The organism is Embleya sp. NPDC020630, from assembly GCF_044334985.1.
GTDB lineage: Bacteria > Actinomycetota > Actinomycetes > Streptomycetales > Streptomycetaceae > Embleya.
Window position 1 is genome coordinate 491,409 of record NZ_JBIRUB010000003.1, and the last position, 21,363, is coordinate 512,771.

General features: G+C 71.5%; 18 protein-coding genes and 1 pseudogene. 9 read left to right on the forward strand and 10 right to left on the reverse strand.

The genetic code is table 11. The features are described from left to right. Positions 1-115 precede the first annotated feature (115 nt). Positions 116-1,120, forward strand: coding sequence for a hypothetical protein (locus ACH4XV_RS13570; protein ID WP_395789327.1), 1,005 nt, complete (start codon positions 116-118; stop codon positions 1,118-1,120). 143 nt (positions 1,121-1,263) lie between these two features. On the opposite strand, the gene ACH4XV_RS13575 is transcribed toward ACH4XV_RS13570, so the two are convergent. Continuing rightward, on the reverse strand, positions 1,264-2,463 hold the full coding sequence (locus ACH4XV_RS13575; protein WP_395789329.1) for a geranylgeranyl reductase family protein: 1,200 nt from the start codon (positions 2,461-2,463) through the stop codon (positions 1,264-1,266). 147 nt (positions 2,464-2,610) lie between these two features. Between ACH4XV_RS13575 and ACH4XV_RS13580 the strand changes: the two genes are divergently transcribed. After that, the gene (locus ACH4XV_RS13580) at positions 2,611-3,810 is read left to right on the forward strand and encodes a cation:proton antiporter (protein ID WP_395789331.1); all 1,200 of its coding nucleotides are present in this window, start codon (positions 2,611-2,613) and stop codon (positions 3,808-3,810) included. 73 nt (positions 3,811-3,883) lie between these two features. Here the strand turns inward: ACH4XV_RS13580 and ACH4XV_RS13585 are convergent, their stop codons facing one another. Beyond that, entirely contained in the window at positions 3,884-5,101 is a 1,218-nt protein-coding gene (locus ACH4XV_RS13585) for a spermidine/putrescine ABC transporter substrate-binding protein (RefSeq protein ID WP_395789333.1), read from the reverse strand. 192 nt (positions 5,102-5,293) lie between these two features. After that, positions 5,294-6,724, reverse strand: a complete 1,431-nt coding sequence (locus tag ACH4XV_RS13590) for a gamma-aminobutyraldehyde dehydrogenase (RefSeq protein WP_395789335.1) — start codon at positions 6,722-6,724, stop codon at positions 5,294-5,296. A 186-nt stretch (positions 6,725-6,910) separates the two neighbouring features. On the opposite strand from ACH4XV_RS13590, the gene ACH4XV_RS13595 reads away from it, so the two are divergent. The 4 genes from ACH4XV_RS13595 to ACH4XV_RS13610 all read left to right on the forward strand — a co-directional run bounded on the left by ACH4XV_RS13595 (position 6,911) and on the right by ACH4XV_RS13610 (position 11,005). Then, the gene (locus ACH4XV_RS13595; protein WP_078977408.1) at positions 6,911-7,402 is read left to right on the forward strand and encodes an Lrp/AsnC family transcriptional regulator; all 492 of its coding nucleotides are present in this window, start codon (positions 6,911-6,913) and stop codon (positions 7,400-7,402) included. Further along, positions 7,399-8,784, forward strand: a complete 1,386-nt coding sequence (locus tag ACH4XV_RS13600) for an aspartate aminotransferase family protein (protein WP_395789337.1) — start codon at positions 7,399-7,401, stop codon at positions 8,782-8,784. Before ACH4XV_RS13595 ends, ACH4XV_RS13600 begins: the two co-directional genes overlap by 4 nt. Before the next feature lie 188 nt (positions 8,785-8,972). Further along, positions 8,973-9,629 carry a pyridoxamine 5'-phosphate oxidase family protein gene (locus ACH4XV_RS13605; protein WP_395789339.1) on the forward strand — a complete coding sequence of 219 codons (657 nt, stop codon included), beginning with the start codon at positions 8,973-8,975 and terminating at the stop codon, positions 9,627-9,629. Beyond that, the gene (locus ACH4XV_RS13610) at positions 9,626-11,005 is read left to right on the forward strand and encodes an NAD(P)/FAD-dependent oxidoreductase (protein ID WP_395789341.1); all 1,380 of its coding nucleotides are present in this window, start codon (positions 9,626-9,628) and stop codon (positions 11,003-11,005) included. Before ACH4XV_RS13605 ends, ACH4XV_RS13610 begins: the two co-directional genes overlap by 4 nt. A 10-nt stretch (positions 11,006-11,015) precedes the next feature. On the opposite strand, the gene ACH4XV_RS13615 is transcribed toward ACH4XV_RS13610, so the two are convergent. Next, positions 11,016-11,822 carry a tyrosine-protein phosphatase gene (locus tag ACH4XV_RS13615; RefSeq protein ID WP_395789343.1) on the reverse strand — a complete coding sequence of 269 codons (807 nt, stop codon included), beginning with the start codon at positions 11,820-11,822 and terminating at the stop codon, positions 11,016-11,018. A 179-nt stretch (positions 11,823-12,001) separates the two neighbouring features. Here ACH4XV_RS13615 and ACH4XV_RS13620 point away from each other — a divergent pair, with 179 nt between their 5' ends. Both ACH4XV_RS13620 and ACH4XV_RS13625 read left to right on the forward strand, forming a co-directional pair. Next, positions 12,002-12,742, forward strand: coding sequence for an ABC transporter ATP-binding protein (locus ACH4XV_RS13620; protein WP_395789345.1), 741 nt, complete (start codon positions 12,002-12,004; stop codon positions 12,740-12,742). Positions 12,743-12,746: 4 nt separating this feature from the next. After that, positions 12,747-14,054, forward strand: coding sequence for a hypothetical protein (locus tag ACH4XV_RS13625; RefSeq protein WP_395789347.1), 1,308 nt, complete (start codon positions 12,747-12,749; stop codon positions 14,052-14,054). Positions 14,055-14,446: 392 nt separating this feature from the next. Here ACH4XV_RS13625 and rlmN read toward each other — a convergent pair whose 3' ends face one another. From rlmN to rpsB, 6 genes are all read right to left on the reverse strand, one after another. Beyond that, positions 14,447-15,553, reverse strand: coding sequence for a 23S rRNA (adenine(2503)-C(2))-methyltransferase RlmN (gene rlmN, locus ACH4XV_RS13630; RefSeq protein WP_380003043.1), 1,107 nt, complete (start codon positions 15,551-15,553; stop codon positions 14,447-14,449). A 119-nt stretch (positions 15,554-15,672) separates the two neighbouring features. After that, positions 15,673-16,560 carry a phosphatidate cytidylyltransferase gene (locus ACH4XV_RS13635; RefSeq protein WP_395789349.1) on the reverse strand — a complete coding sequence of 296 codons (888 nt, stop codon included), beginning with the start codon at positions 16,558-16,560 and terminating at the stop codon, positions 15,673-15,675. A 377-nt stretch (positions 16,561-16,937) separates the two neighbouring features. Beyond that, the gene (gene frr, locus ACH4XV_RS13640) at positions 16,938-17,495 is read right to left on the reverse strand and encodes a ribosome recycling factor (RefSeq protein WP_380003041.1); all 558 of its coding nucleotides are present in this window, start codon (positions 17,493-17,495) and stop codon (positions 16,938-16,940) included. 32 nt (positions 17,496-17,527) lie between these two features. Then, positions 17,528-18,337, reverse strand: coding sequence for a UMP kinase (gene pyrH, locus ACH4XV_RS13645; RefSeq protein ID WP_078977400.1), 810 nt, complete (start codon positions 18,335-18,337; stop codon positions 17,528-17,530). Between the two features lie 80 nt (positions 18,338-18,417). Continuing rightward, complete coding sequence (gene tsf / locus ACH4XV_RS13650) at positions 18,418-19,251, reverse strand: translation elongation factor Ts (protein ID WP_395789351.1); 834 nt, start codon at positions 19,249-19,251, stop codon at positions 18,418-18,420. A gap of 203 nt (positions 19,252-19,454) precedes the next feature. Further along, the gene (rpsB, locus tag ACH4XV_RS13655; protein ID WP_395789353.1) at positions 19,455-20,375 is read right to left on the reverse strand and encodes a 30S ribosomal protein S2; all 921 of its coding nucleotides are present in this window, start codon (positions 20,373-20,375) and stop codon (positions 19,455-19,457) included. A 490-nt stretch (positions 20,376-20,865) separates the two neighbouring features. Between rpsB and ACH4XV_RS13660 the strand changes: the two are divergent. Then, a pseudogene (locus tag ACH4XV_RS13660) lies at positions 20,866-21,285 on the forward strand (peptidoglycan DD-metalloendopeptidase family protein); the annotation flags it as partial. Positions 21,286-21,363 lie beyond the last annotated feature (78 nt).

The following is a 21,363-nucleotide window of genomic DNA, read 5'->3' on the forward strand; positions in this document are numbered from 1 at the left end:
CGTCGCGGATACCGGCTCGAGCGGGTCGGTACCGCGAGGCGGCGGCGAGGGGCACACGCATACCCGGCCCCCGACCGGCGAGAGCACCAGGCCGCCGGTCACCACCAAACCGCCGGTGAGCACGAATCCGGCCACGACGTCGCCGCCGAGCACCCACCGGCCGACCACCGAGCCGCCCGGCACCCGGCCGCCGACCACGCCACCACCGACCACCGGACGGCCCAGCACCACCTCGTCGTCCACCCGACCGTCGACCACGCCACCACCGGCCACGCGGTTCGGGGTGGCGACCGCCCTCCAGATCACCTTCGACGCCCGGGGCCGGGGCACGATCTGGTTCACCGTCACCAACGACACCGACAAGGCCCAGCCGGCCCGGGACGTCTACGCCTACAGCACGGGGCAGTTGCGGATCACCTCGGTGGCCGGCTGCTCGGCGGCACCCGCGCTGCGGGATCCGGGGCCGCCATGGGCGACCACGTTCAAGTGCTCACCCGGTTCGCTCCGGCCACACGAGACCAGGCGCTGGACGGCGTCGGTGGAATACCCGCCCGCCGTGGCCGGGTCGCCGCGCGCGGCCCGCGCGCAGGTACGGCTCCCGCTCGCGCCGGAGACCGACATCTCCACGTTCTGCGCCCTGGTGGTACCCGAGGGCGCCACGGACACCTCGGTGGTCCTGGGTCGGGCCGGACCGCTGACCCTGGTCGGCCGGGCCGACAACAACGACCCGTCGTTCATCGGCTACACCGTCGACACACCCCTGCCGAGCTTCCCGGGCGGGACCTCCGGCGGCACCACCGGCGGAGGCACGTCGGGCGGCGGGACGTCGGGCGGCGGCACGAGCGGCGGCGGATCCACCGGTGGCGGGAGCACCGGTGGCGGGAGCACCGGCGCCGGCAGCACGGGTGGTGGAAGCACCGCCGGAACCACGGACGGCGCCTCCACCGGCGGCGCCGATCAGACGCCGCCGAGCACCCTGCCCAAGACCGGCCCCGACGACGACACCCTGTCGCTCGCGGGCGGCGCGGTCGGCCTGCTGCTCGTCGGCAACGCGCTGTTCCAGGGCGCGCGGCTGCGCCGGATCCGCTCCGCCGAGGACGAGGAGCCGGAGCAGGACTGACCGGAAGCCCGACCCGGCCCACCGCGACACCGCGGCACCCGGGCCGGCCGCACACCCCGCGAACACGGCCCCGGGCCCGCGCACCGCGGACCCGGGGCCGTGCCCGGTACAACCCCGCCGATCGACGACCGGCAGCCGCTCGATCAGTGACCGGTCAGCGCCAACACCCGCCGGGCGGCGGGCCGTTCGAGCAGGTCGGCAAACGTCGTGCGCCCCTGGACCACCTTGCGGAACACCCGCCAGCCCTGCGGCAGCGTGGTGACCGCGTGGTGCAACATCGCCGGGTGCCGCTCGAAGACATCGAGCAGGATGCGCCCCGCGCGCATCTCGCGACCGAGGACCGCGTCCACGTCCGCGTGGTAGCTGGCGCCGATCTTGTCCACCTCGGCGACGGTGTCGACCCCGGCCACCTGCGCGGCCCGCTCCCCCGCCAGCCGACCCGAGCGCAGCGCGTACGAGATGCCCTCGCGCGTCCACGGTTCGAGCAGCCCGGCCGCGTCCCCGGCGACCAGCACCCGGCCGCGCGACAGCGGCGCGCTCTCCTTGCGGCAGCGGGTCAGATGGCCCGACTCCACCGCCGGCCGGAACCCGGCCAGACCCAACCGGCCGATGAAGTCGCGCAGGTAGGCACGGGTGGCCTCACCCTCGCCGCGCGCGCAGATCACCCCGACGGTCAACGTGTCGCCCTTGGGGAACACCCACCCGTACGAGCCCGGCAGCGGGCCCCAGTCGAGCAGGATCCGTCCGCGCCAGTGCGCGGCGACCTCCGGCGGCACCGGGATCTCCGCCTCCAGGCCCAGATCGACCTGCTCGAAGGTGACCCCGACGTAGGCCGAGCTGCGCCCCGCGCTGCCGTCCGCACCGACCACCGCGTTCGCGCGCACCATCTCGCCGCCCGCGAGGGTCAACTCCACCCGGCCGTCGCGCTCGACGATCCGGGAGACCGCCGTGCCCTCGCGCAGCACCGCGCCCGCGGCCACCGCCGCCCGGGTCAGCGCCTCGTCGAAGCGGGCCCGGTCGACCAGTCCGATCAGCGTGGTCCGGGCCGAGCGAACCCGGCGACGGCGTCCGCGCAGGGTGAACTCGACCTCGCGCACCAGGTCTTCCACCGGCGGCTCGAAGCCCGGCGGGAGGGCGTTCTTGGACGGGCCGATGATGCCGCCGCCACACGTCTTGTAGCGCGGGAGTTCGGCCCGGTCGAGGACCAGCACGCGGCGTCCGGCGCGCGCCGCGGCCAGCGCCGCCGACGCGCCGGCGGGGCCCGCGCCGATCACCACGACGTCCCAACCCGAGGGCTCACCCGGATCGTTGCCGGGGTCGGCGGGCGTTACGACGGCGGGCACGGCAGTGGCCTCTGAGGAGCTGCTAGTCATGGAAATCGACCCTAGTGCCACCACACGGTGCGTCCGTCCGGGTGGCTCCCACCCGCACGCGCGCCCCCGCCCGCGCGTCTGACCGAATCGGCGGCGAATGCGCCTTATGCTCCGCCGGTGCCCCACGACAGCGCGCCGTTCCTGATCGTCCTGGCCCTGGCCTTCGTCGCGCCGTTGGCGGCCGATCTGCTCGGGCGACGGGTCCCAGTACCCACCGTCGTGCTCGAACTCCTGCTGGGTGTCCTGGCCGGACCGTCCGTCCTGGGCTGGGTACACGAAACGACCGTGCTCTCCTTCACCGCCAACTTCGGGCTGGCCTTCCTGATGTTCCTGGCCGGCTTCGAGATCGACCCGTCCCGGCTCAACGGGCGGCCGTTGCGCCTGGCCACGCTGGGCTGGGTGGTGTCCCTGGTGGTCGGCCTGGTGGTCGGGCTGCTCCTGGTGTGGTCCGGCTCGACCATGTCGCGCCTGGTGGTCGGCCTGGCCCTGACCACCACCGCGCTCGGCACGCTGTTGCCGATCCTGCGCGACGCGGGGGCGCTGCCCACCCGGTTCGGCGCGCAGGTGATGGCGATCGGCACCCTCGGCGAGTTCGGTCCGATCGTCGCCGTCTCGTTGCTGCTGAGCGGGCGCAACGCGGACGCCTCGGCGGTCGCGCTGGCCTGCTTCGCCGCGGTGACGCTGGTGGTGCTGGCGTTCGCGCGCCGGCCGCTGCCCTCGGCACTGGACCGGGTGGTCCGGGCAACCCTGCACTCCAGCGGCCAACTCGCCATTCGGCTGGCCGTGTTGGTCCTGGCGGCGCTGGTCTGGGCGGCGGACGAACTCGGCCTCGACGCGCTGCTCGGCGCGTTCGCGGCCGGCCTGATCATCCGGCTGCTGCTGTCCGACATGCCGGCGCAGTCGCGCGAGACGGTGGCGGCCAAGCTGGACGCGATCGGCTTCGGGATGTTCATCCCGGTGTTCTTCGTGATCAGCGGCGTGCGCTTCGACGGACGGGCGTTGTTCGCGGACCTGGGCACGGTGGCCCTGCTCCCGCTGTTCCTGGCGCTGTTCCTGCTGGTCCGCGGCGTGCCGACCTACCTGGTGGAGCGCGGTTCCCCGGTCGCGGTACGCCTGGGCCTGGCCCTGTTCGCCTCGGCCGGCCTGCCACTGATCGTGGTGATCACCGGGATCGGCGTGGAGGAGGGCGAGTTGCGGGCGGGCACCGCGGCCGCGATGGTCGGCGCGGGCATGGCCTCGGTGCTGGTGTTCCCGCTGCTCGGCCTGCGCGCCTACCGCAAGGCCCGGACGGCCGACCCGGCCATGGCGGAACACTGACGGCGCCACCGCGAACCGAGGCCCGCCGACCGCCCGACAGGCACCGACCGCCCACGCGGCACCGACCGCCGGCTCACAGGCCGATGATCTTCCCCCACGCCTTCTCCCAGCGCCGTTCCTCGTCCTCGGTGGTCTCCCGCATCCCGTGCAGCTTCGCGGTCATCTCCGCGTCCGGAAAGATCAGCGGATTGGTCGCCGACGCGCGCATCTCCTGGTCCGACGACTCGGCCAGCACCTGCTGCGCGGCCGGCACCGGACACACGTACGCCACGTAGTTCGCCAGCTCCGCGGCGACCTCGGGGTCGTAGTAGAAGTCCATCAGTTTCTCGGCGTTGGTCTTGTGCGCGGCCTTGTTCGGCACCATCAGGTTCTCCGACCACAGCTCGGCACCCTCCTCGGGCACCACGAACTCGATGTCGGGGTTGTCCAGCTTGAGCTGACCCACGTCGCCGGAATACGCCTGACAGGCCAGGATGTCGCCACTGGCCAGGCCCGAGGTGTAGTCGTTGCCGGTGAAGCTGCGGATGTGGTCCTTGTCCACCAGCTTCTGCATCCGCTCCATCACCTTGTCCACGTCCGCATCGGTGAAGGTACGGATGTCCGAGCCCTCGCCGAGCATCAACAGCGCGACCGCCTCCATGAAGCCGGCGAACACGGTGACCCGGCCCTTGAGTTCGGGCCGCCACAGGTCGTTCACCGACCGGATCTCGCGGTCCACCAGCTTCTTGTTGTACGCGATGCCGGTCATCCCGCTCTGCCACGGCACGGTGTACTCGCGTCCCGGGTCATAGCCGGGGCTGCGCAACGATTCGGCGAGGTTGGCGCCCACCCGCGGCAGGTTGGCCTTGTTCAGCTTCTGTACCCAGCCGAGCCGGACGAAGCGGGTGCACATCCAGTCGGAGATGACGATGGCGTCGCGCCCCGGCTCCTTGCCCGCCTGGATCGCCGGGTGGATCTTGCCGAAGAACTCGTCGTTGTCGTTGATCTCCTCCGAGTACCGGACCTTGATCCCGGTCTTGTCGGTGAACGCGTCGAGCGTGGGGTGGCGCTGCTCGTCCTCGTCGTCGACGTCGATGTACAGCGCCCAGTTGGAGAACCGGACCACCTTCTCGCGCTCCGACCGGTCCGTTGCGCCGCGCTTGGACTCCTCGACATACGCCGAGGGCACGCCGCACGCGGCCAGCGCGCCGACGGCCGCGGCCGCGCCGGTGCCGCGCAGGAACATCCGCCGGTCCACCCGGTGCTCGGCGATCCGCGGCGGGGACTGGGCGCGAGTGCGGGCGCGGATCATCGGCGACTCCTTGGCGGTACGGAACGGGGCCTGCTCCCTGGGCGCGGGGACGCGCCGGGCGTACGGACGGCCCACCGCATCGTGGCCGGGTGCCGCCCCGGACGGCAACACGCACCCTGTCAACCCTCGCGAAGCGGAGTTGACAGGGTGCGTGTCGGGTGGCGCCGGGTGCCGCTCGCGCGGCGGGGTGGATCAGGCGTCGTAGTTGGTCATCACGTGCTTGATCCGGGTGTAGTCCTCGAAGCCGTAGCCGGAGAGGTCCTTGCCGTAGCCGGAGTGCTTGAAGCCGCCGTGCGGCATCTCGGCGACCAGCGGGATGTGCGTGTTGATCCACACGCAGCCGAAGTCGAGCCGCTTGGCCATCCGCATCGCCCGGCCGTGGTCCTTGGTCCACACCGAGGAGGCGAGCGCGTACTGCACGCCGTTGGCGTTGGCCAGCGCCTCGGCCTCGTCCTCGAACGCCTGGACGGTGATCACCGGGCCGAAGACCTCGTTCTGGATGATCTCGTCGTCCTGCTTCAGTCCGGAGACCACGGTCGGAGCGTAGAAGAAGCCCTTGTCGCCGACCCGGTGCCCGCCGGCCTCGACCTTGGCGTGTCCGGGCAGACGGTCGATGAAGCCGGAGACCTGGGCGAGCTGGTTGACGTTGTTGACCGGGCCGTAGTCGGCGTCGTCCTGCGGGCCGGTGGAGGTGGCCTTCGCGGCGGCGGCCAGCGCGGCGACGAACTCCTCGCGGATCGAGGAGTGCACGAGCACCCGGGTGGCGGCGGTGCAGTCCTGGCCCGCGTTGAAGAAGCCGGCCCCCGCGATGCCCTCGGCCGCGGCGGCGATGTCGGCGTCCTCGAAAACCACGACGGGCGCCTTGCCGCCGAGTTCGAGGTGCACCCGCTTGAGGTCCTTGGACGCGCTCTCCGCGACCGACATGCCGGCCCGTACCGAACCGGTGATCGAGGCCATCGCCGGGGTCCGGTGCTCGACCATCAGCCGACCGGTGTCGCGGTCGCCGCAGATCACGTTGAACACGCCGGCCGGCAGGATCTCGCCGATGATCTCGGCGAGCAGCACCGTGGACGCCGGGGTGGTGTCGGACGGCTTGAGCACCACGGTGTTGCCTGCGGCGAGGGCCGGCGCGAACTTCCACACCGCCATCATCATCGGGTAGTTCCACGGCGCCACCTGGGCGCAGACACCGACCGGCTCCCGCCGCACCATGGAGGTGTGCCCCGCCATGTACTCGCCGGCCGACTTGCCCTCCAGCATGCGCGCGGCACCCGCGAAGAAGCGGATCTGGTCCACCATCGGCGGGATCTCCTCGGACGCGGTCAGCGCCCGGGGCTTGCCGGTGTTGCGACACTCGGCGTCGATCAACTCGTCGGCGCGCTTCTCGACCGCGTCGGCGATCTTGAGCAGAGCGAGCTGGCGCTCCGCGGGCGTGGTCTCGCTCCAGCTCTCGAACGCCGTGGCCGCCGCGCGCATCGCCGCGTCGACGTCCCGCTCGCGAGAGAGCGGGGACGTCGCGTAGACCTCGCCGGTGGCGGGATCGACGATGTCGAGCGTGCCGCCGTCCGCGGCGTCGGTGAACGTGCCGTCGATGTAGTTGCGCAGAGTACGCAGGTCGCTCATGTCCCAAGTCTCCTTCGAAAACGGGGCGGCGCCGGCAGGACGGCGAGGGGGTCGATTCCCGACCTGGGCCGCGATCCCAGCCTAACCGGATTGCTGTCGGTATCCGCATCCCCATCACACACCAACAACTGAATCAGTTGTCTGATTGAGCAAAGTCAACGGATTCCCTTGCGAAAGGCCTATCTGATGAGGCAGAGTGACCACGTGGCCGGTCGAGACAGAAACCCGAGTGCGCCGGCCGACGCCGTGTCGAAGGCGATCATCGAGCAGCTCCAGGAGGACGGACGCCGCTCGTACGCCGCGATCGGCAAGGCCGTCGGTCTCTCGGAGGCCGCCGTGCGCCAACGCGTACAGCGCCTGCTCGACCAGGGCGTGATGCAGATCGTCGCGGTGACCGATCCGCTGACCGTCGGCTTCCATCGCCAGGCCATGGTCGGGGTTCGGGTCGAAGGAGACATCGAACCCGTTGCGGACATACTGGCCACGATGAAGGAAGTGGACTACGTCGTCATCACGGCGGGTTCGTTCGACCTCATCGTGGAACTCGTATGCGAGAACGACGACCACCTGCTCGACATCATCAACAAGAGGATCCGAGCGATTCCGGGCGTACGGAGCACCGAGAGCTTCGTCTACCTGAAGCTCCGGAAGCAGACCTACCAGTGGGGTACTCGATGACACAGCAGTACGACAACGCGGCCCTCTCCAAGAGCGCCTACGACCACCTGTGGATGCACTTCACCCGCATGTCGTCGTACGAGAACGCTCCCGTGCCGACCATCGTGCGCGGTGAAGGCAGCTACATCTGGGACACCAACGGTCGCAAGTACATCGACGGCCTCGCCGGCCTGTTCGTGGTACAGGCCGGACACGGCCGCACCGAGCTGGCCGAGGTCGCCCGCAAGCAGGCCGAGCAGCTGGCCTTCTTCCCGGTGTGGAGCTACGCCCACCCCAAGGCCATCGAGCTGGCCGAGCGCCTGGCGAACTACGCCCCGGGCGACCTGAACAAGGTCTTCTTCACCACCGGTGGCGGCGAGGCCGTCGAGTCCGCGTGGAAGCTGGCCAAGCACTACTTCAAGCTGACCGGCAAGCCGACCAAGCACAAGGTCATCTCGCGGGCCATCGCCTACCACGGCACCCCGCAGGGCGCGCTGTCGATCACCGGCCTGCCCGACTACAAGGCGCCGTACGAGCCGCTGGTGCCGAGCACCTTCCGGGTGCCCAACACCAACCAGTACCGCAAGCCGGAGTTCCTCGCCGACAACTCCCCCGAGGCGTTCGGCCGCTGGGCCGCCGACCAGATCGAGGTGGCGATCCTCAACGAGGGCCCCGACACCGTCGCCGCGGTCTTCCTGGAGCCGGTGCAAAACGCCGGTGGCTGCTTCCCGCCGCCGCCCGGCTACTTCCAGCGTGTGCGCGAGATCTGCGACCAGTACGACGTGCTGCTCGTCTCGGACGAGGTCATCTGCGCGTTCGGCCGGCTCGGCACCATGTTCGCGTGCGACAAGTTCGACTACGTCCCGGACATCATCACCTGCGCCAAGGGCATGACCTCGGGCTACTCCCCGATCGGCGCGATGATCGTCTCGGACCGCCTCGCCGAGCCGTTCTACAACGGCAGCGACAACGTCTTCATGCACGGCTACACCTTCGGCGGGCACCCGGTGTCCTCCGCCGTGGCGCTGGCCAACCTCGACATCTTCGAGCGCGAGGGCCTGAACCAGCACGTGCTGGACAACGAGTCCAAGTTCCTGGCCACCCTGCAAAAGCTCCAGGACCTGCCGATCGTCGGCGACGTGCGCGGCAACGGGTACTTCTACGGCATCGAGATGGTCAAGGACAAGGGCACCAAGGAGACGTTCAACGAGGACGAGGCCGAGCGCCTGCTCCGCGGCTTCCTGTCCACCGCGCTCTACGACAACGGCCTGTACTGCCGCGCCGACGACCGCGGCGACCCGGTCATCCAGCTCTCCCCGCCGCTGGTCGCGGACCAGGGTGTGTTCGACGAGATCGAGCAGATCCTGCGCGGAGTGCTGACCGAGGCCTGGACCAAGCTGTAGCACGCGCCGTCGACTCGACGCCCGACTCGACGGTGGACACCGGCATTTCGACGAACCCTCAGTGAGGCTGCCGCCGTCGCGCACACACCCGTGCGCGACGGCGGCAGACTCATATCCGGCGCCGAATCCCCCGAAACACCCCGAACCACCGGCACCATCGGCACCACCGACATCCCCGAAGAGGCCCGATGAGTCACCCCGTTCCCGGCTCCACCCCCCGAACCCGCATACGCCGCCTACCCGATCACGCCGCCCGGGACCGGGCCGCGCTGCACGCCGTGCTCGACGCCGGCCTGGTCGCCCACCTCGCCATCACCGGCGAGGACGGTCAGCCGTTCGTCCTGCCCGTCGCCTACGCCCGGGACGGCGAGCGGGTGTTGATCCACGGCTCGACCGGCAGCCGCCTCTTCCGCGGCCTGGCCGCGGGCGCGCCGACCTGCCTGACCGTGACCCTGCTCGACGGCCTGGTGCTGGCCCGATCCGCCTTCGAGTCGTCGATGAACTACCGCAGCGCGATGGTGCTCGGCTCGTGCACGGTGCTCCCGGACGCCGACAAGGTCGCCGCCCTGGACCTGCTCACCGACCGGCTGCTCCCCGGCCGCCGCGGCGACCTGCGCCCGCACTCGACCAGGGAACTCGCCGCGACGCTCGTCCTCGCGCTGTCCCTGGACGAGGCATCGGTGAAGATCTCGGCCGGACCGCCCGACGACGACGAGGCCGACCTCGACACCCCGATCTGGGCCGGCACGGTCCCGATCACCGAGCACTTCGGCACCCCCGTGCCCGCCCCCGACCTGCGCTTCGACCTCCCCGCGCCGGACTACCTGAGGACGTGGACCCGATGACGGGCGACTACCGCGACGTATCCCTGTGGTTCGACACCCTCGGCGAGGACGTCATCGCGCGCCCCGCGCTCGCGGGCGACCTGGACGTCGACGTGGCGATCGTCGGCGCCGGCTACACCGGCCTGTGGACGGCGTACTACCTGGCCCGGGCCGACCCCTCGCTGCGGATCGTGGTGCTGGAGCGCGAGGTGGCCGGCTTCGGCGCGTCCGGCCGCAACGGCGGCTGGTGCTCGGCGCTGTTCCCCGCGTCCATCGCCAAGGTGGCCCGCGACAGCACCCGGGAACGCGCGATCGCCCAGCAGCGGGCGATGAACGCGACCGTCGACGAGGTCGGCCGGGTCGTCGCCGCCGAGGGCATCGACTGCGACTTCGACAAGGGCGGCACGGTCGTGCTGGCCCGCACCCCGGTACAGCTGGCCCGCGCGCGCGAGGCGGTCGCCGGAGAACACGCGTGGGGCTTCGACACCTCCGACGCCCGGCTGCTCGACGCCGCCGAGGCACGCGCGCTGGTCGGCGCCACCGACGTGCTCGGCGGCACCTACACCCCGCACTGCGCGGTGCTCCACCCCGCCAAGCTGGCCCGCGGCCTGGCCGCGACGGTGGCCGGCCTCGGCGTGCGCATCCACGAGCAAACCCCCGTGCTCTCGATCGAGGACGGCGTCGCCGTCACACCGCACGGCCGGGTCCGCGCCGACGTGGTGGTCCGCGCCACCGAGGGCTACACCCCCGAACTGGCCGGCTTCCACCGCGACCTCGCGCCGGTCTACTCGCTGATGATCGCCACCGAGCCGCTGCCGAAGACCTTCTGGGACGAGGTGGGCCTGGCCCGCCGGGAGAGCTTCAGCGACATGCGGCACCTGATCATCTACGGCCAGCGCACCGCCGACGACCGCCTGGCCTTCGGCGGGCGCGGCGCGCCGTACCACTTCGGCTCGAAGGTACGGCCCGAGTTCGACCGCGACGAGAAGGTCTTCGCCGAACTGCGCCGGGTGATCACCGAGTTGTTCCCGGCCGTCGCCGACGCGCGGATCACCCACACCTGGGGCGGCCCGCTGGGCGTGGCCCGCGACTGGTACGCGAGCTGCGGCCTGGACCGCGCCCGCAAACTGGCCTGGGCCGGCGGCTACGTCGGCGACGGCGTGGGCACCGCCAACCTCGCCGGCCGCACCCTGGCCGACCTGATCCGCGACGAGTACACCGACCTGACCCGGCTGCCCTGGGTCCGCCACCGCTCGCCCCGGTGGGAGCCGGAACCGCTGCGCTGGATCGGCGCCAACGTGGGCCTGCGCGTGATGGCGGGCGCCGACGTCGAGGAGCGGCGCACCGGGCGCGAGTCGCGCCTGGCGCACGCGTTCGGCCGGTTCCTCGGCCACTGAGCCGGGCCGGTCACCCCGTTCCCCCTCGGATGGTGCGGCGCCAGGACTCGAGGTGGTCCGGTGCCGCACCAGCCTTGAGCAAAAACTCCGCCGCCGAGCCGTGCCGCTCCTCCAACACCCGCAGGAAGGTGTCGATGGACGCCCGCGCCGCACCGCGCATCGCGGGCGCGACCGGATGCGACGGGTCGATCCGGGGCTGGCGCGGCAATCGGTCGATACGTTCGAACATCTCCACGAGATGCGTCTCGGTCTCGGTGTAGTCCGCGATGATCGCCTCGCGCTCGACCCCGGCGACCGACAGGAGCAGGGCGACCAGGATCCCGGTCCGGTCCTTGCCGGCGGTGCAGTGCACCAGCGCCGGCACCCCGCCGTCGCCGGCCAGGATCTCCAGCGAGCGTACGTACGACGCGCCTCCGCGCTCGGCCATCCGCATGTAGAGCAGCCCGGCCCCGAACTCGTCCACGCTGCCCAGGTCGATGTCGTCGTCCAACTCCAGGCCCTGGGTCTGCCCGGCCGACACGTCGCCGATCGCGGCCCGGTCGGCGGCCAGCGCGGAGCGGCGACCGAGCAGCGGCAGCCGGTGCCGGACCACGCCCGCCCACTCGGTCAGGGGCAACCCCTCGTGGTCCGAACGCAGATCGAGCACGTGCCGCACGCGATAGGTATGGATCAATCGCTCGACCCCCTCGGGGGTGAGCAGATCCGGGGTCTCGGACCGCATCAGTACGCCCGTTCGAGTGACACCGCCGCCGATCAGCGGTAGGTCGCCGACGTCGCGGGCATTGAGCAGATCTGGAAGATCGAGTCGGCGGTTCATGTGCACCCCGTTCGGAACGCGTTCGAGACACCTGTTCGCCTCATCATGATGTGTGCGAACTCCCGCCGCCGACAGGGCTCCCGACCGAGGGGGTTTGTCGCCCGTGCCGAAACCACGCGCCGAGACGCTCGTTGGAGGAGAACGGGTGGCAACGAACACGACTCTGCGGGAGGTGTGCCATGTCCCTGTCGTCCCGCGCGACCGGACCCGCCGACCGGCGCGCCGTCGCCGACGCGCCGAGCGCTCCACCCGACAACGACGTGCTGCGCGCTCACGGACTGACCCTCACCCACGGGCCGACCACACTGCTGCGCGACGTCTCCGCGGCGATCCGCACCGACGAGACGTTCGCGATCACCGGGGCCGGCAGGTCGGCGCTCCTCGCCTGCCTGTCCGGCGTAGTCGCCCCCGACGCCGGCGAGGTCTGGTTCAACAGCGGCCCTATGCACGTGCTCGACGAGAAGGGCCGCGCCGCGCTGCGACGCCGGTACTTCGGCCTGGTCGACGGGCGCACCCGGCTGCTTCCGGAGCTGACCGTCGCGGAGAACGTCGCACTGCCGCTGCTGCTGGATCGTATGCGTCGGACCGAGGCGTTCGCGATCGCCCGGCACTGGATGGAGCGCCTCGACGTCACCGAGCACGCCGAAGCCCGGCCGCCGGGCCTGGGACCGGCGCTGCTGCGTCGGGCGGCGGTCGCCCGGGCACTGGTCACCCGTCCGGCGGTGGTCTTCGCGGACGAACCGGCGCACGGCCTGGCCGGCGCCGAACTCGAGTATCTGATGCGGATCCTGGCCTCCGCCGTGCGCTCGCACGGAATCACCCTCGTGCTGGCCACCGCAGATCGGCGGGTGGCGGCACACGCGGACCACGGCCTGGTCCTGCGCGAGGGCCGTCCCGACCCGCGCGCGGACGGGTGGTAGTCCGATGTCCCGAACCGGACCGATGGTCCTGCGCGACGCATGGCACGGCGCGTCCCGCGTCGACGCGCTGCGGGTGCTGGCCGGCGCGGCGCTGGCGGGCAGTGCCACGATCGTGCTGCTCTGCCTGCTGGCCTGGGCCCGCCCGAGCGGGCACCCGGCACCGGCGCCGATCGGACCGCTGCTCGCGGCGCTGCCGGTGCTGGCCGCCGTGGCGGTGCTGACCGCGGTCGGCACCCGGCTCGCGGTCCTGCATCGGCACGACCGGGCCGACCGGGCTCGGCACGCGCGCGCCGAGGTCGCCGGGGGGCCGCCGGTCCCCGAGCACGGGGCCGCGCCCGGAACGGGGCGGGGGGCGGTCGCGACCGAGGCGGCGATCACGGCCATGGTCGGCACGATCGCCGGGATGCGGGCACACCTGCTGCTGCGCTCGGTACGGGATTCGGTCCCGCCGCCGGTTCGCCGACTGCTCGCGGTGGGCGCCGAGGTGCACTGGCCGGGCCTGGCGGCGCTGCTCGTGGTGGTGCCCGCGATCGCCGCGGCCGCGGCGGCGAGCGCGGTGCGGGGGCCGTCGACCCGGTCGATGCCCCGGGTGCCGCCGTACGTCGGGCCGCTCCTGGTGCTCGCCGGGCTGCTCGCGCAGTATCTGATCGCCGACCCGGCCCGTCCGGAGCAGTTGCCGCACGGCGCGCTGCCGGCGGCGGTGGGCGGATACGCCGCGGTGCTGATCGGGACCGCGCTCACCATGCCGTGGCTGGTGGCCTGGCTCGGCGGCGGCTGGGCGGCCCGGGCCGGTCGGGTCTGGACGCTGTGCGCGGCCCGGCGGATGGAGGCCGGCGCGCACGGCCTGGCGCTGCCACTCGGCTTGACCACGATCGCGCTGGCGGTGGTCACCACCGGCCGGCTCGCGGGCGAGCGCACGCCGGTCCGGATGGCCGACGCGCCGCTGTTTCTGACGGTGGCCACGGTCTCGCTGTGCGCGGCGGCGATGTTGTTCGCGGTGGTGGTCGAGTACGGTCCGGCCCGCCGGGAGACCTCACGGACGCTGCACTCGATCGGCGCGGCCACGCCGACGGATCGCCGTGCGGCCCTGGTCGCCCTCGCCGTCCCGGTCCTGGTCTGCGTGCCGACGGCGATCACCGTCGGCGCGCTGGCGGCCTGGCCCGCGCGCGAGGGCGCCAATCCGTTCCCGACGGTGTCCACCCGCACCGCGCTGCTCGGCACGGTCTGGGCGATCGGCCTGCTGGTGGCCGCGCTGATCGCCGCGGCGGCGGTGATCCTGCGGGACGAACGACCCCGGCGGCGCCGGTCCTGAACCCCGGCCATCGGCAAACGCTCGGATGTGGGAAACCCCCCGGACATGCGAAAACACTCCGAGCCCGGCGCGGCGTCCCCTTCCGCGACGGGCTCGAAGTGCTTCTCGTCTCGGGGGCCACGCGACCCCGAGCCGTGCGCCGGATCGTGTCCCTTCGACCGGCGGCTTGGGCGTGCCACCGTCGGATCATTCGAACGGGGGGATCAAAGGATCCGACGGCTTGGCACTGAGATCAGTCTGCCCTGTGCGGCCTAAGGATCCGATAAGGATTCGTTACCCGTTCTATATCGCCGCGCCGCGCACCCGTGACCTGCACCGATTGTCCCGCTTGCCGGCTGTGTCCCCCTCGATCGGCGGGCCGGCGTGGGCCGCCCGCCGATCGTGCCGCGGAGTCAGACCTCGGCTGCGGCGAGTTGCCCGCACGCGCCGTCGATGTCGCGACCCCGGGTGTCGCGGACGGTGACCGGCACGCCGTGCTTGGTCAGCAGCCGGACGAACTCCTCCTGGCGCTCGGCCGTGGAGGCGGTCCACTTCGACCCCGGGGTGGGGTTGAGCGGGATCAGGTTGACGTGCGCGTTGTGGTTCTTCAGCCGGCGCCCGAGCAGGTCGGCCCGCCAGCCGTGGTCGTTGATGTCCTTGATCAGCGCGTACTCGATGGAGACCCGGCGACCGGTGACGCCCTCGTAATGCCAGGCGGCGTCCAGCACCTCGCGCACGTCCCAGCGGGTGTTGACCGGGACGAGCGTGTTGCGCAGCTCGTCGTCCGGCGCGTGCAGGGACAGGGCGAGGGTGACCGGGATCCGCTCCTCGGCAAGCTTGTACATCGCCGGGACCAGGCCGACCGTGGACATGGTCACCGAGCGGGCGGAGATGCCCAGGCCCTCGGGGCTCGGGTCGACCAGCCGGCGCACCGCGCCGACCACGGCCTTGTAGTTGGCCAGCGGCTCGCCCATCCCCATGAAGACGATGTTGCTGACCCGGCCCGGACCGCCGGGCACCTCGCCGCGCGCGAGGGCCCGCGCGCCGGCGAGCACCTGCTCGACGATCTCGCCGGTGGACAGGTTGCGGGTCAGGCCCGCCTGGCCGGTGGCGCAGAACGGACAGTTCATCCCGCAGCCCGCCTGCGAGGACACACACATCGTGACCCGGTCGGGGTAGCGCATCAGGACGGCCTCGACGAGGGTGCCGTCGAAGAGCTTCCACAACGACTTGCGGGTGGCCCCGTCGTCGCAGGAGATGTCCCGTACGGAGGTCATCAGCGAGGGCAGCAGCGCCTCGGCGAGCCTGGCCCGGGTCGCGGCGGGCATGTCGGTCCACTGCTCGGGGTCGTCCGAGAGGTGGCCGAAGTAGTGCTTGGACAGTTGGGCCGCGCGAAACGGCTTCTCGCCCAGCTCGGCCACCGCCTCGCGGCGCTCGGCGAGGGTGAGGTCGGCAAGGTGGCGCGGCGGCTTCGAACGACGCGGCGGCGCGGTGAAGGTGAGTTCTCCAGGTTTGGGCATGGCTCGTCCAGTGTCGCAGGTGTACGGGCGGGGCCGGATCCGACGGGTTCCGAAGACCCGCCCGGCCCCGCTCCGTGCATCTGCCGGGCCTGTCCGGAAAGGGCCGGATCAGGTCCGGGTCATACGAATACGGCGAGCAGCAGCCACACCACCGGGGCGGCGGCGAGCAGCGAGTCGAGGCGGTCCATCACACCGCCGTGACCGGGCAGCAGGCTGCCCATGTCCTTGACCTTGAGGTCGCGCTTGATCATCGACTCGGCGAGGTCGCCGAGCGCGGACACCGCCGCGGCCGCGACGCCGACCACGGCGCCCTGCCACCACGCGCCGTCCAGCATGGACACCACGCACAGCGCGCCCGCGGCGGCGGCCAGGATCACGCCGCCGGCGAAGCCCTCCCAGCTCTTGCCGGGACTGATCGTGGGCGCCATCTTGTGCCGGCCGCCGGAGATCACCCCGGCCGCGTAGGCGCCGGTATCGGCGCACACCACCAGGATGATGAAGGTCAGCACCCGCTTCGCGCCGTCGTCGTCGCCCAGCATGAGCACCGCGAAGCCGGCCAGGAACGGCAGGTAGAAGACGGTGAACACAGCCGCCGTCATGTCCCGCAGGAAGTCCTCGGCGCCCTCGGTCATCCGCCAGATCATCACCGCCACGGCGGTCAGCGCGGTCGCCACGGCCAACCCCTGGGCACCGCGCGCGTAGGCGGCGATCAACATCGCCGCCGAGCCGACCGCCAGCGGGATCACCGGAATCCGGATCCCGCGCCCGACGGTGGCGCCCTGCGCGGTCCGCCCGGCCGCGTCGGCGACCGCCTCGGCCCGGCCGAAGGCGCCCGCCAGCTCCCACAGTCCGACCAGGACCGCGAGCAGCACGACGCCCACGAACAACACCTGGACGGTGAGCAGCGAGGCCACGATCACCCCGCCGAGGGCGACGCCGACGCCGATCGCCTGGGGCAGATTGCGTCCGGCCTTGCCGACCGGTTTCGCGGGTTGGTCCCCGGTCACTCCACGGCCTCCGCGTGGCGCCTCGGTGTACGCCGGATCCCGCCGAACGGGCTCCTCGTGGAAGCGCCCGTCCGCGTGCGATTGCGACCCGTCGTCCGGGTCGTGACCCGCGATCGGTGAGAGCACCTGCGTGTGGTCATCCTGTGTCCGTACCCCGACGCCGGCGGAAAAGTGCTGCTGCGCACGAGTGGCGCCGCCGCCGTGGCCGCCGGACCGTGCCGCATCGTAGTGGGCCGGTTCCTGACCGTTCGGCGCGTCCGGGACCTGCTCCGGCCACGCGCCGTACGACCCGTACGGGTCGTGGCCGGGCGGCAGATCGGGGTGCGCTCCCGCGGACGGATCGGCCGGCGGCGTACCGCCCCAGGTCGAGTCGTTCATCAGACTTCGAGCAGCTCGGCTTCCTTGTGCTTCAGCAACTCGTCGATCTGCGCGACGTACTTGTGGGTCGTGTCGTCGAGTTCCTTCTCGGCGCGACGCACCTCGTCCTCGCCGGACTCGCCGTCCTTGACCCGCTTGTCCAGCGTGTCCTTGGCCTTGCGGCGGATCGACCGCAGCGAGATCTTCGCGTCCTCGCCCTTGCTCCGCGCCACCTTGATGAACTCCTTGCGGCGTTCCTCGGTGAGCTGCGGGAAAACGACCCGGATGACCTTGCCGTCGTCGGTCGGGTTGACCCCGAGGTCGGAGTCGCGGATCGCCTTGACGATCGCGTTCCTCGAACCGCCGTCGAACGGGGTCACCAGGACCATCCGCGGCTCGGGGGTGGTGAACGACGCGAGCTGGTTCACCGGGGTCGGCGAGCCGTAGTAGTCCACGAGGATCTTGTTGAACATCGCCGGGGTGGCCCGGCCCGTGCGGATCGCCGCGAAGTCGTCCTTGGCGACCACGACGGCCTTCTCCATCTTTTCCTCGGCCTCGAGGAGAATCTCGTCGATCATGTCGGCTCCTGTCCCGGTCCTGTCGCCGTCGATCAGCCGTCGGTACGGCTGACCAGGGTGCCGATCTTCTCACCCCGCACGGCGCGGGCGATGTTGCCCTCGACGAGCAGGTTGAAGACGACGATCGGCAGTTCGTTGTCCATGCACAGGCTGATCGCGGTGGCGTCCGCGACCTTGAGCCCGCGGGCGAGCACCTCGGCGTGATCCAGACGATCGAACATGACCGCGTCCGGGTTGGACTTCGGGTCGCAGTCGTATACGCCGTCGACGCCCTTGGCCATGAGCAGCGCGACCGCGTCGATCTCGAGCGCCCGCTGGGCGGCCGTGGTGTCGGTGGAGAAGTAGGGCATGCCCATACCCGCGCCGAAGATGACCACGCGACCCTTCTCCAGATGTCGCACGGCGCGGCGCGGGATGTACGGCTCGGCGACCTGGCCCATCGTGATGGCGGTCTGCACGCGGGTGTCGATGCCCTGCTTCTCCAGGAAGTCCTGGAGCGCCAGGCAGTTCATCACGGTGCCGAGCATGCCCATGTAGTCCGAGCGGGCGCGGTCCATGCCGCGGATCTGCAACTCGGCGCCGCGGAAGAAGTTGCCGCCGCCGATCACGATGGCGACCTGGGTGCCGCGGCGGACCACGTCGGCGATCTGGAGCGCGATGGTCTGCACGGTGTCGGGGTCGACACCGAGGGCCCCGCCGCCCGCGAACGCCTCACCGGAGAGCTTGAGCAGCACCCGGCGCGCGTAGGGGTTCGGCTCGTCGCCCTCGGCGGACGACGAGGAGGCCGCCTTCGTTTCGGTTTCCTGCACGGTTCCCTCCACGCCTTGCGGCCTCCTCGCCATACTGCTTTTCACTGCGTTCATGCCTACTACATGCCCCGGCCGCGCTCACTTTCCGGCCGGGGCGGTGCCACAAGTGGCGATCAGACGCCGACCTTGAAGCGGGTGAAGCGCTTGACCTTGACGCCGGCCTCGTCCAGGACCTTGCCCACGGACTTCTTGCTGTCCTTGGCGAACGCCTGGTCGAGCAGCACGTTGTCCTTGAAGTAGCCGGTCACCCGGCCCTCGACGATCTTGGACAGGGCGGCCTCGGGCTTGCCCTCCTCGCGCGCGGTGGCCTCGGCCACACGACGCTCGGTCTCGACCGTCTCGGCCGGCACGTCCTCGCGGGCGAGCACGGTGGGCGAAAACGCGGCGATGTGCTGCGCGACGTCCTTGGCCACCTCGGCGTTGGCGCCGTCCAGCTCGATCAGCACGCCGATCTGCGCGGGCAGGTCGGGGCTGGTCTTGTGCAGGTACGCGGCGACGAAGCCGTCGGCGTACTGCGCGAAGCGGTCGAGCACGATCTTCTCGCCGAGCGTGACGTTCGCGTCGTCCACGAACTGCTGGACGCTCTTGCCGGCCTCGATCTCGCTCGCGAGCAGCGCGGCGATGTCGGCGGGCGAGGTCTTGGCGACGTGCGCGGCGATCGCGTTGGCGGCCTCGATGAACTTCGGGCTCTTGGCCACGAAGTCGGTCTCGCACTTGAGCTCGAGCAGGACGCCGGAGGCGTTGCCGTCGAGCAGCGCGACGACGGCGCCGTTGGACGCCGAGCGGCCCTCGCGCTTGGTGACGCCCTTCTGGCCCTTGACGCGAAGGATCTCGACCGCCTTGTCGACGTCGCCTTCGGCCTCTTCGAGGGCCTTCTTGCAGTCCATCATGCCCGCGGCGGTGAGCTCACGGAGCTTCTTCACGTCCGCGGCGGAGAAGTTCGCCATGTCCTGATTCTCTCGTCTCTCGGTCAGCGGCCCGGTTGCCCGAGCGACTGCGGGTGAGGGTGTCGCCCCACCCGATGAAGGTCAAGGGTCCGTGCGGTATTCCGACACATACAGGGACGTACGGGATGCGTACGCACCGTGATCGGGTCCCGGCACAGGGCGAGGGGTACGCCGGCCTAGCCGTCGTACCCCTCGTTCCAGGGTCAGGCCTGCGGGTCGGCCTCGGCGGCGGGCGCCTCGGCAGCGGCGGCCTCGACGGCCGGCGCCTCGACGGGCTCGGCAGCGGCGTCGGCCTCGGTGACCGAGCCGGACTCGACGACCTCTTCGGCGGCGGGGGCGGCGGCCTCGTCCTTCTTGCCCGCCTCGAGCAGCTCGCGCTCCCAGTCGGCGAGGGGCTCGCCGGCGGTGGCCTTGGTGTCGGCGGCGGCGCCACCGGCACGCGACATGAGGCCGTCGGCGACGGCGTCGGCGATCACGCGGGTGAGCAGCGTGACCGAACGGATCGCGTCGTCGTTGCCCGGGATCTTGTAGTCGACCTCGTCGGGGTCACAGTTGGTGTCGAGGATCGCGACGACCGGGATGTGCAGCTTCCGGGCCTCGCCGACGCCGATGTGCTCCTTCTTGGTGTCCACGATCCACACGGCCGAGGGCACGCGCTGCATGTCGCGGATGCCGCCGAGGGTCTTGGCCAGCTTGTCCTTCTCGCGCTTGAGGACGAGCAGTTCCTTCTTCGTCATGCCCGAGCCGGCCACGTCGTCGAAGTCCAGCTGCTCGAGCTCCTTCAGGCGCTGGAGGCGCTTGTAGACGGTCGAGAAGTTGGTCAGCATGCCGCCGAGCCAGCGCTGGTTGACGTAGGGCATGCCCACGCGCGTCGCCTGCTCGGCGATCGCCTCCTGCGCCTGCTTCTTGGTGCCGACGAACAGGATCGTGCCGCCGTGGGCGACGGTCTCCTTGACGAACTCGTAGGCGCGGTCGATGTACGACAGCGACTGGAGCAGGTCGATGATGTAGATGCCGTTGCGCTCCGTGAAGATGAAGCGCTTCATCTTCGGGTTCCAGCGGCGGGTCTGGTGACCGAAGTGGACGCCGCTTTCCAGCAGCTCCCGCATCGTGACGACGGCCATGGCCGTACGCTCCTTGGACTCTCGTCCCGGCGATCGAGCCCGGGACTCTCGGTTGTGTCGTGACGACGGGTCGCCGTCACGCCTGACGCCCGCGACACCACGCCGAGGTCCTTGCGGATTCCCGGACCGAGAGGTGTCCCCATCGAGTCCCGCTCACTGGCGTCTCGCCATGCGGGACGTCGGCGGCTCGAAGGTGGGCGCGCGAAGTCGACCCGGAAGGCCGGGCCGCTCCGGGAAGTGTACGGGACCGGTACGCGGCCCGGCGACTCGCCTTCCGGCCACCCTTTTCCACCGTCTCGTCGGCTTGTATGCCGGCTTTTCGCGGGGTATCGCACTTCGACGATCGACGACCGCTTGTGGACGAAAAAGTTGTCTACACGCACGGGACGGCTGTTTGTCCACAGGCCGACGCGGCTCGGCGCGCGCGGCGGGCGCGGGCGGTGAGTCTGGGCGCATGAACGATTCGAGGTCGGTTCGCGGACCCGCCGTGATGGGTCTGCTGTTGCTCACCGCCGTGGTGTCGACGGTCGCATCGCCCCTCGCCTCCCCGGCGCCGCTCGCGTCGGGGGCGGCTCGGGCCGCGCCGGAGGTGCGGCGCTGGGTGTGGCCGCTGGATCCCCGGCCGGTGGTGCTGCGCGGGTTCGAGCCGCCGGCGGCGGCGTGGCTGGCCGGGCATCGTGGGGTGGATCTGGCCGCGACGGTGGGCCAGTCGGTGCGCGCGGCGGGCGCGGGGGTGGTGGTCTTCGCCGGCGCGGTGGCCGGGCGCGGGGTGGTCACCGTGCGGCACGGCGACGTGCGCACCACCTACGAGCCGGTGCTCGCCTCGGTGGCGGCGGGTCGGGTGGTCGCGGCGGGCGAGGCGATCGGGGTGCTGGCGCCTGGGCCGTTCCATCTGCCGGTGCCGTGCCTGCACTGGGGGTTGCTGGTGCCGGGGTATCAGGACCCGCTCACGCTGCTGCGTCGGCCGCGGGTGCGGTTGTACCCGAAC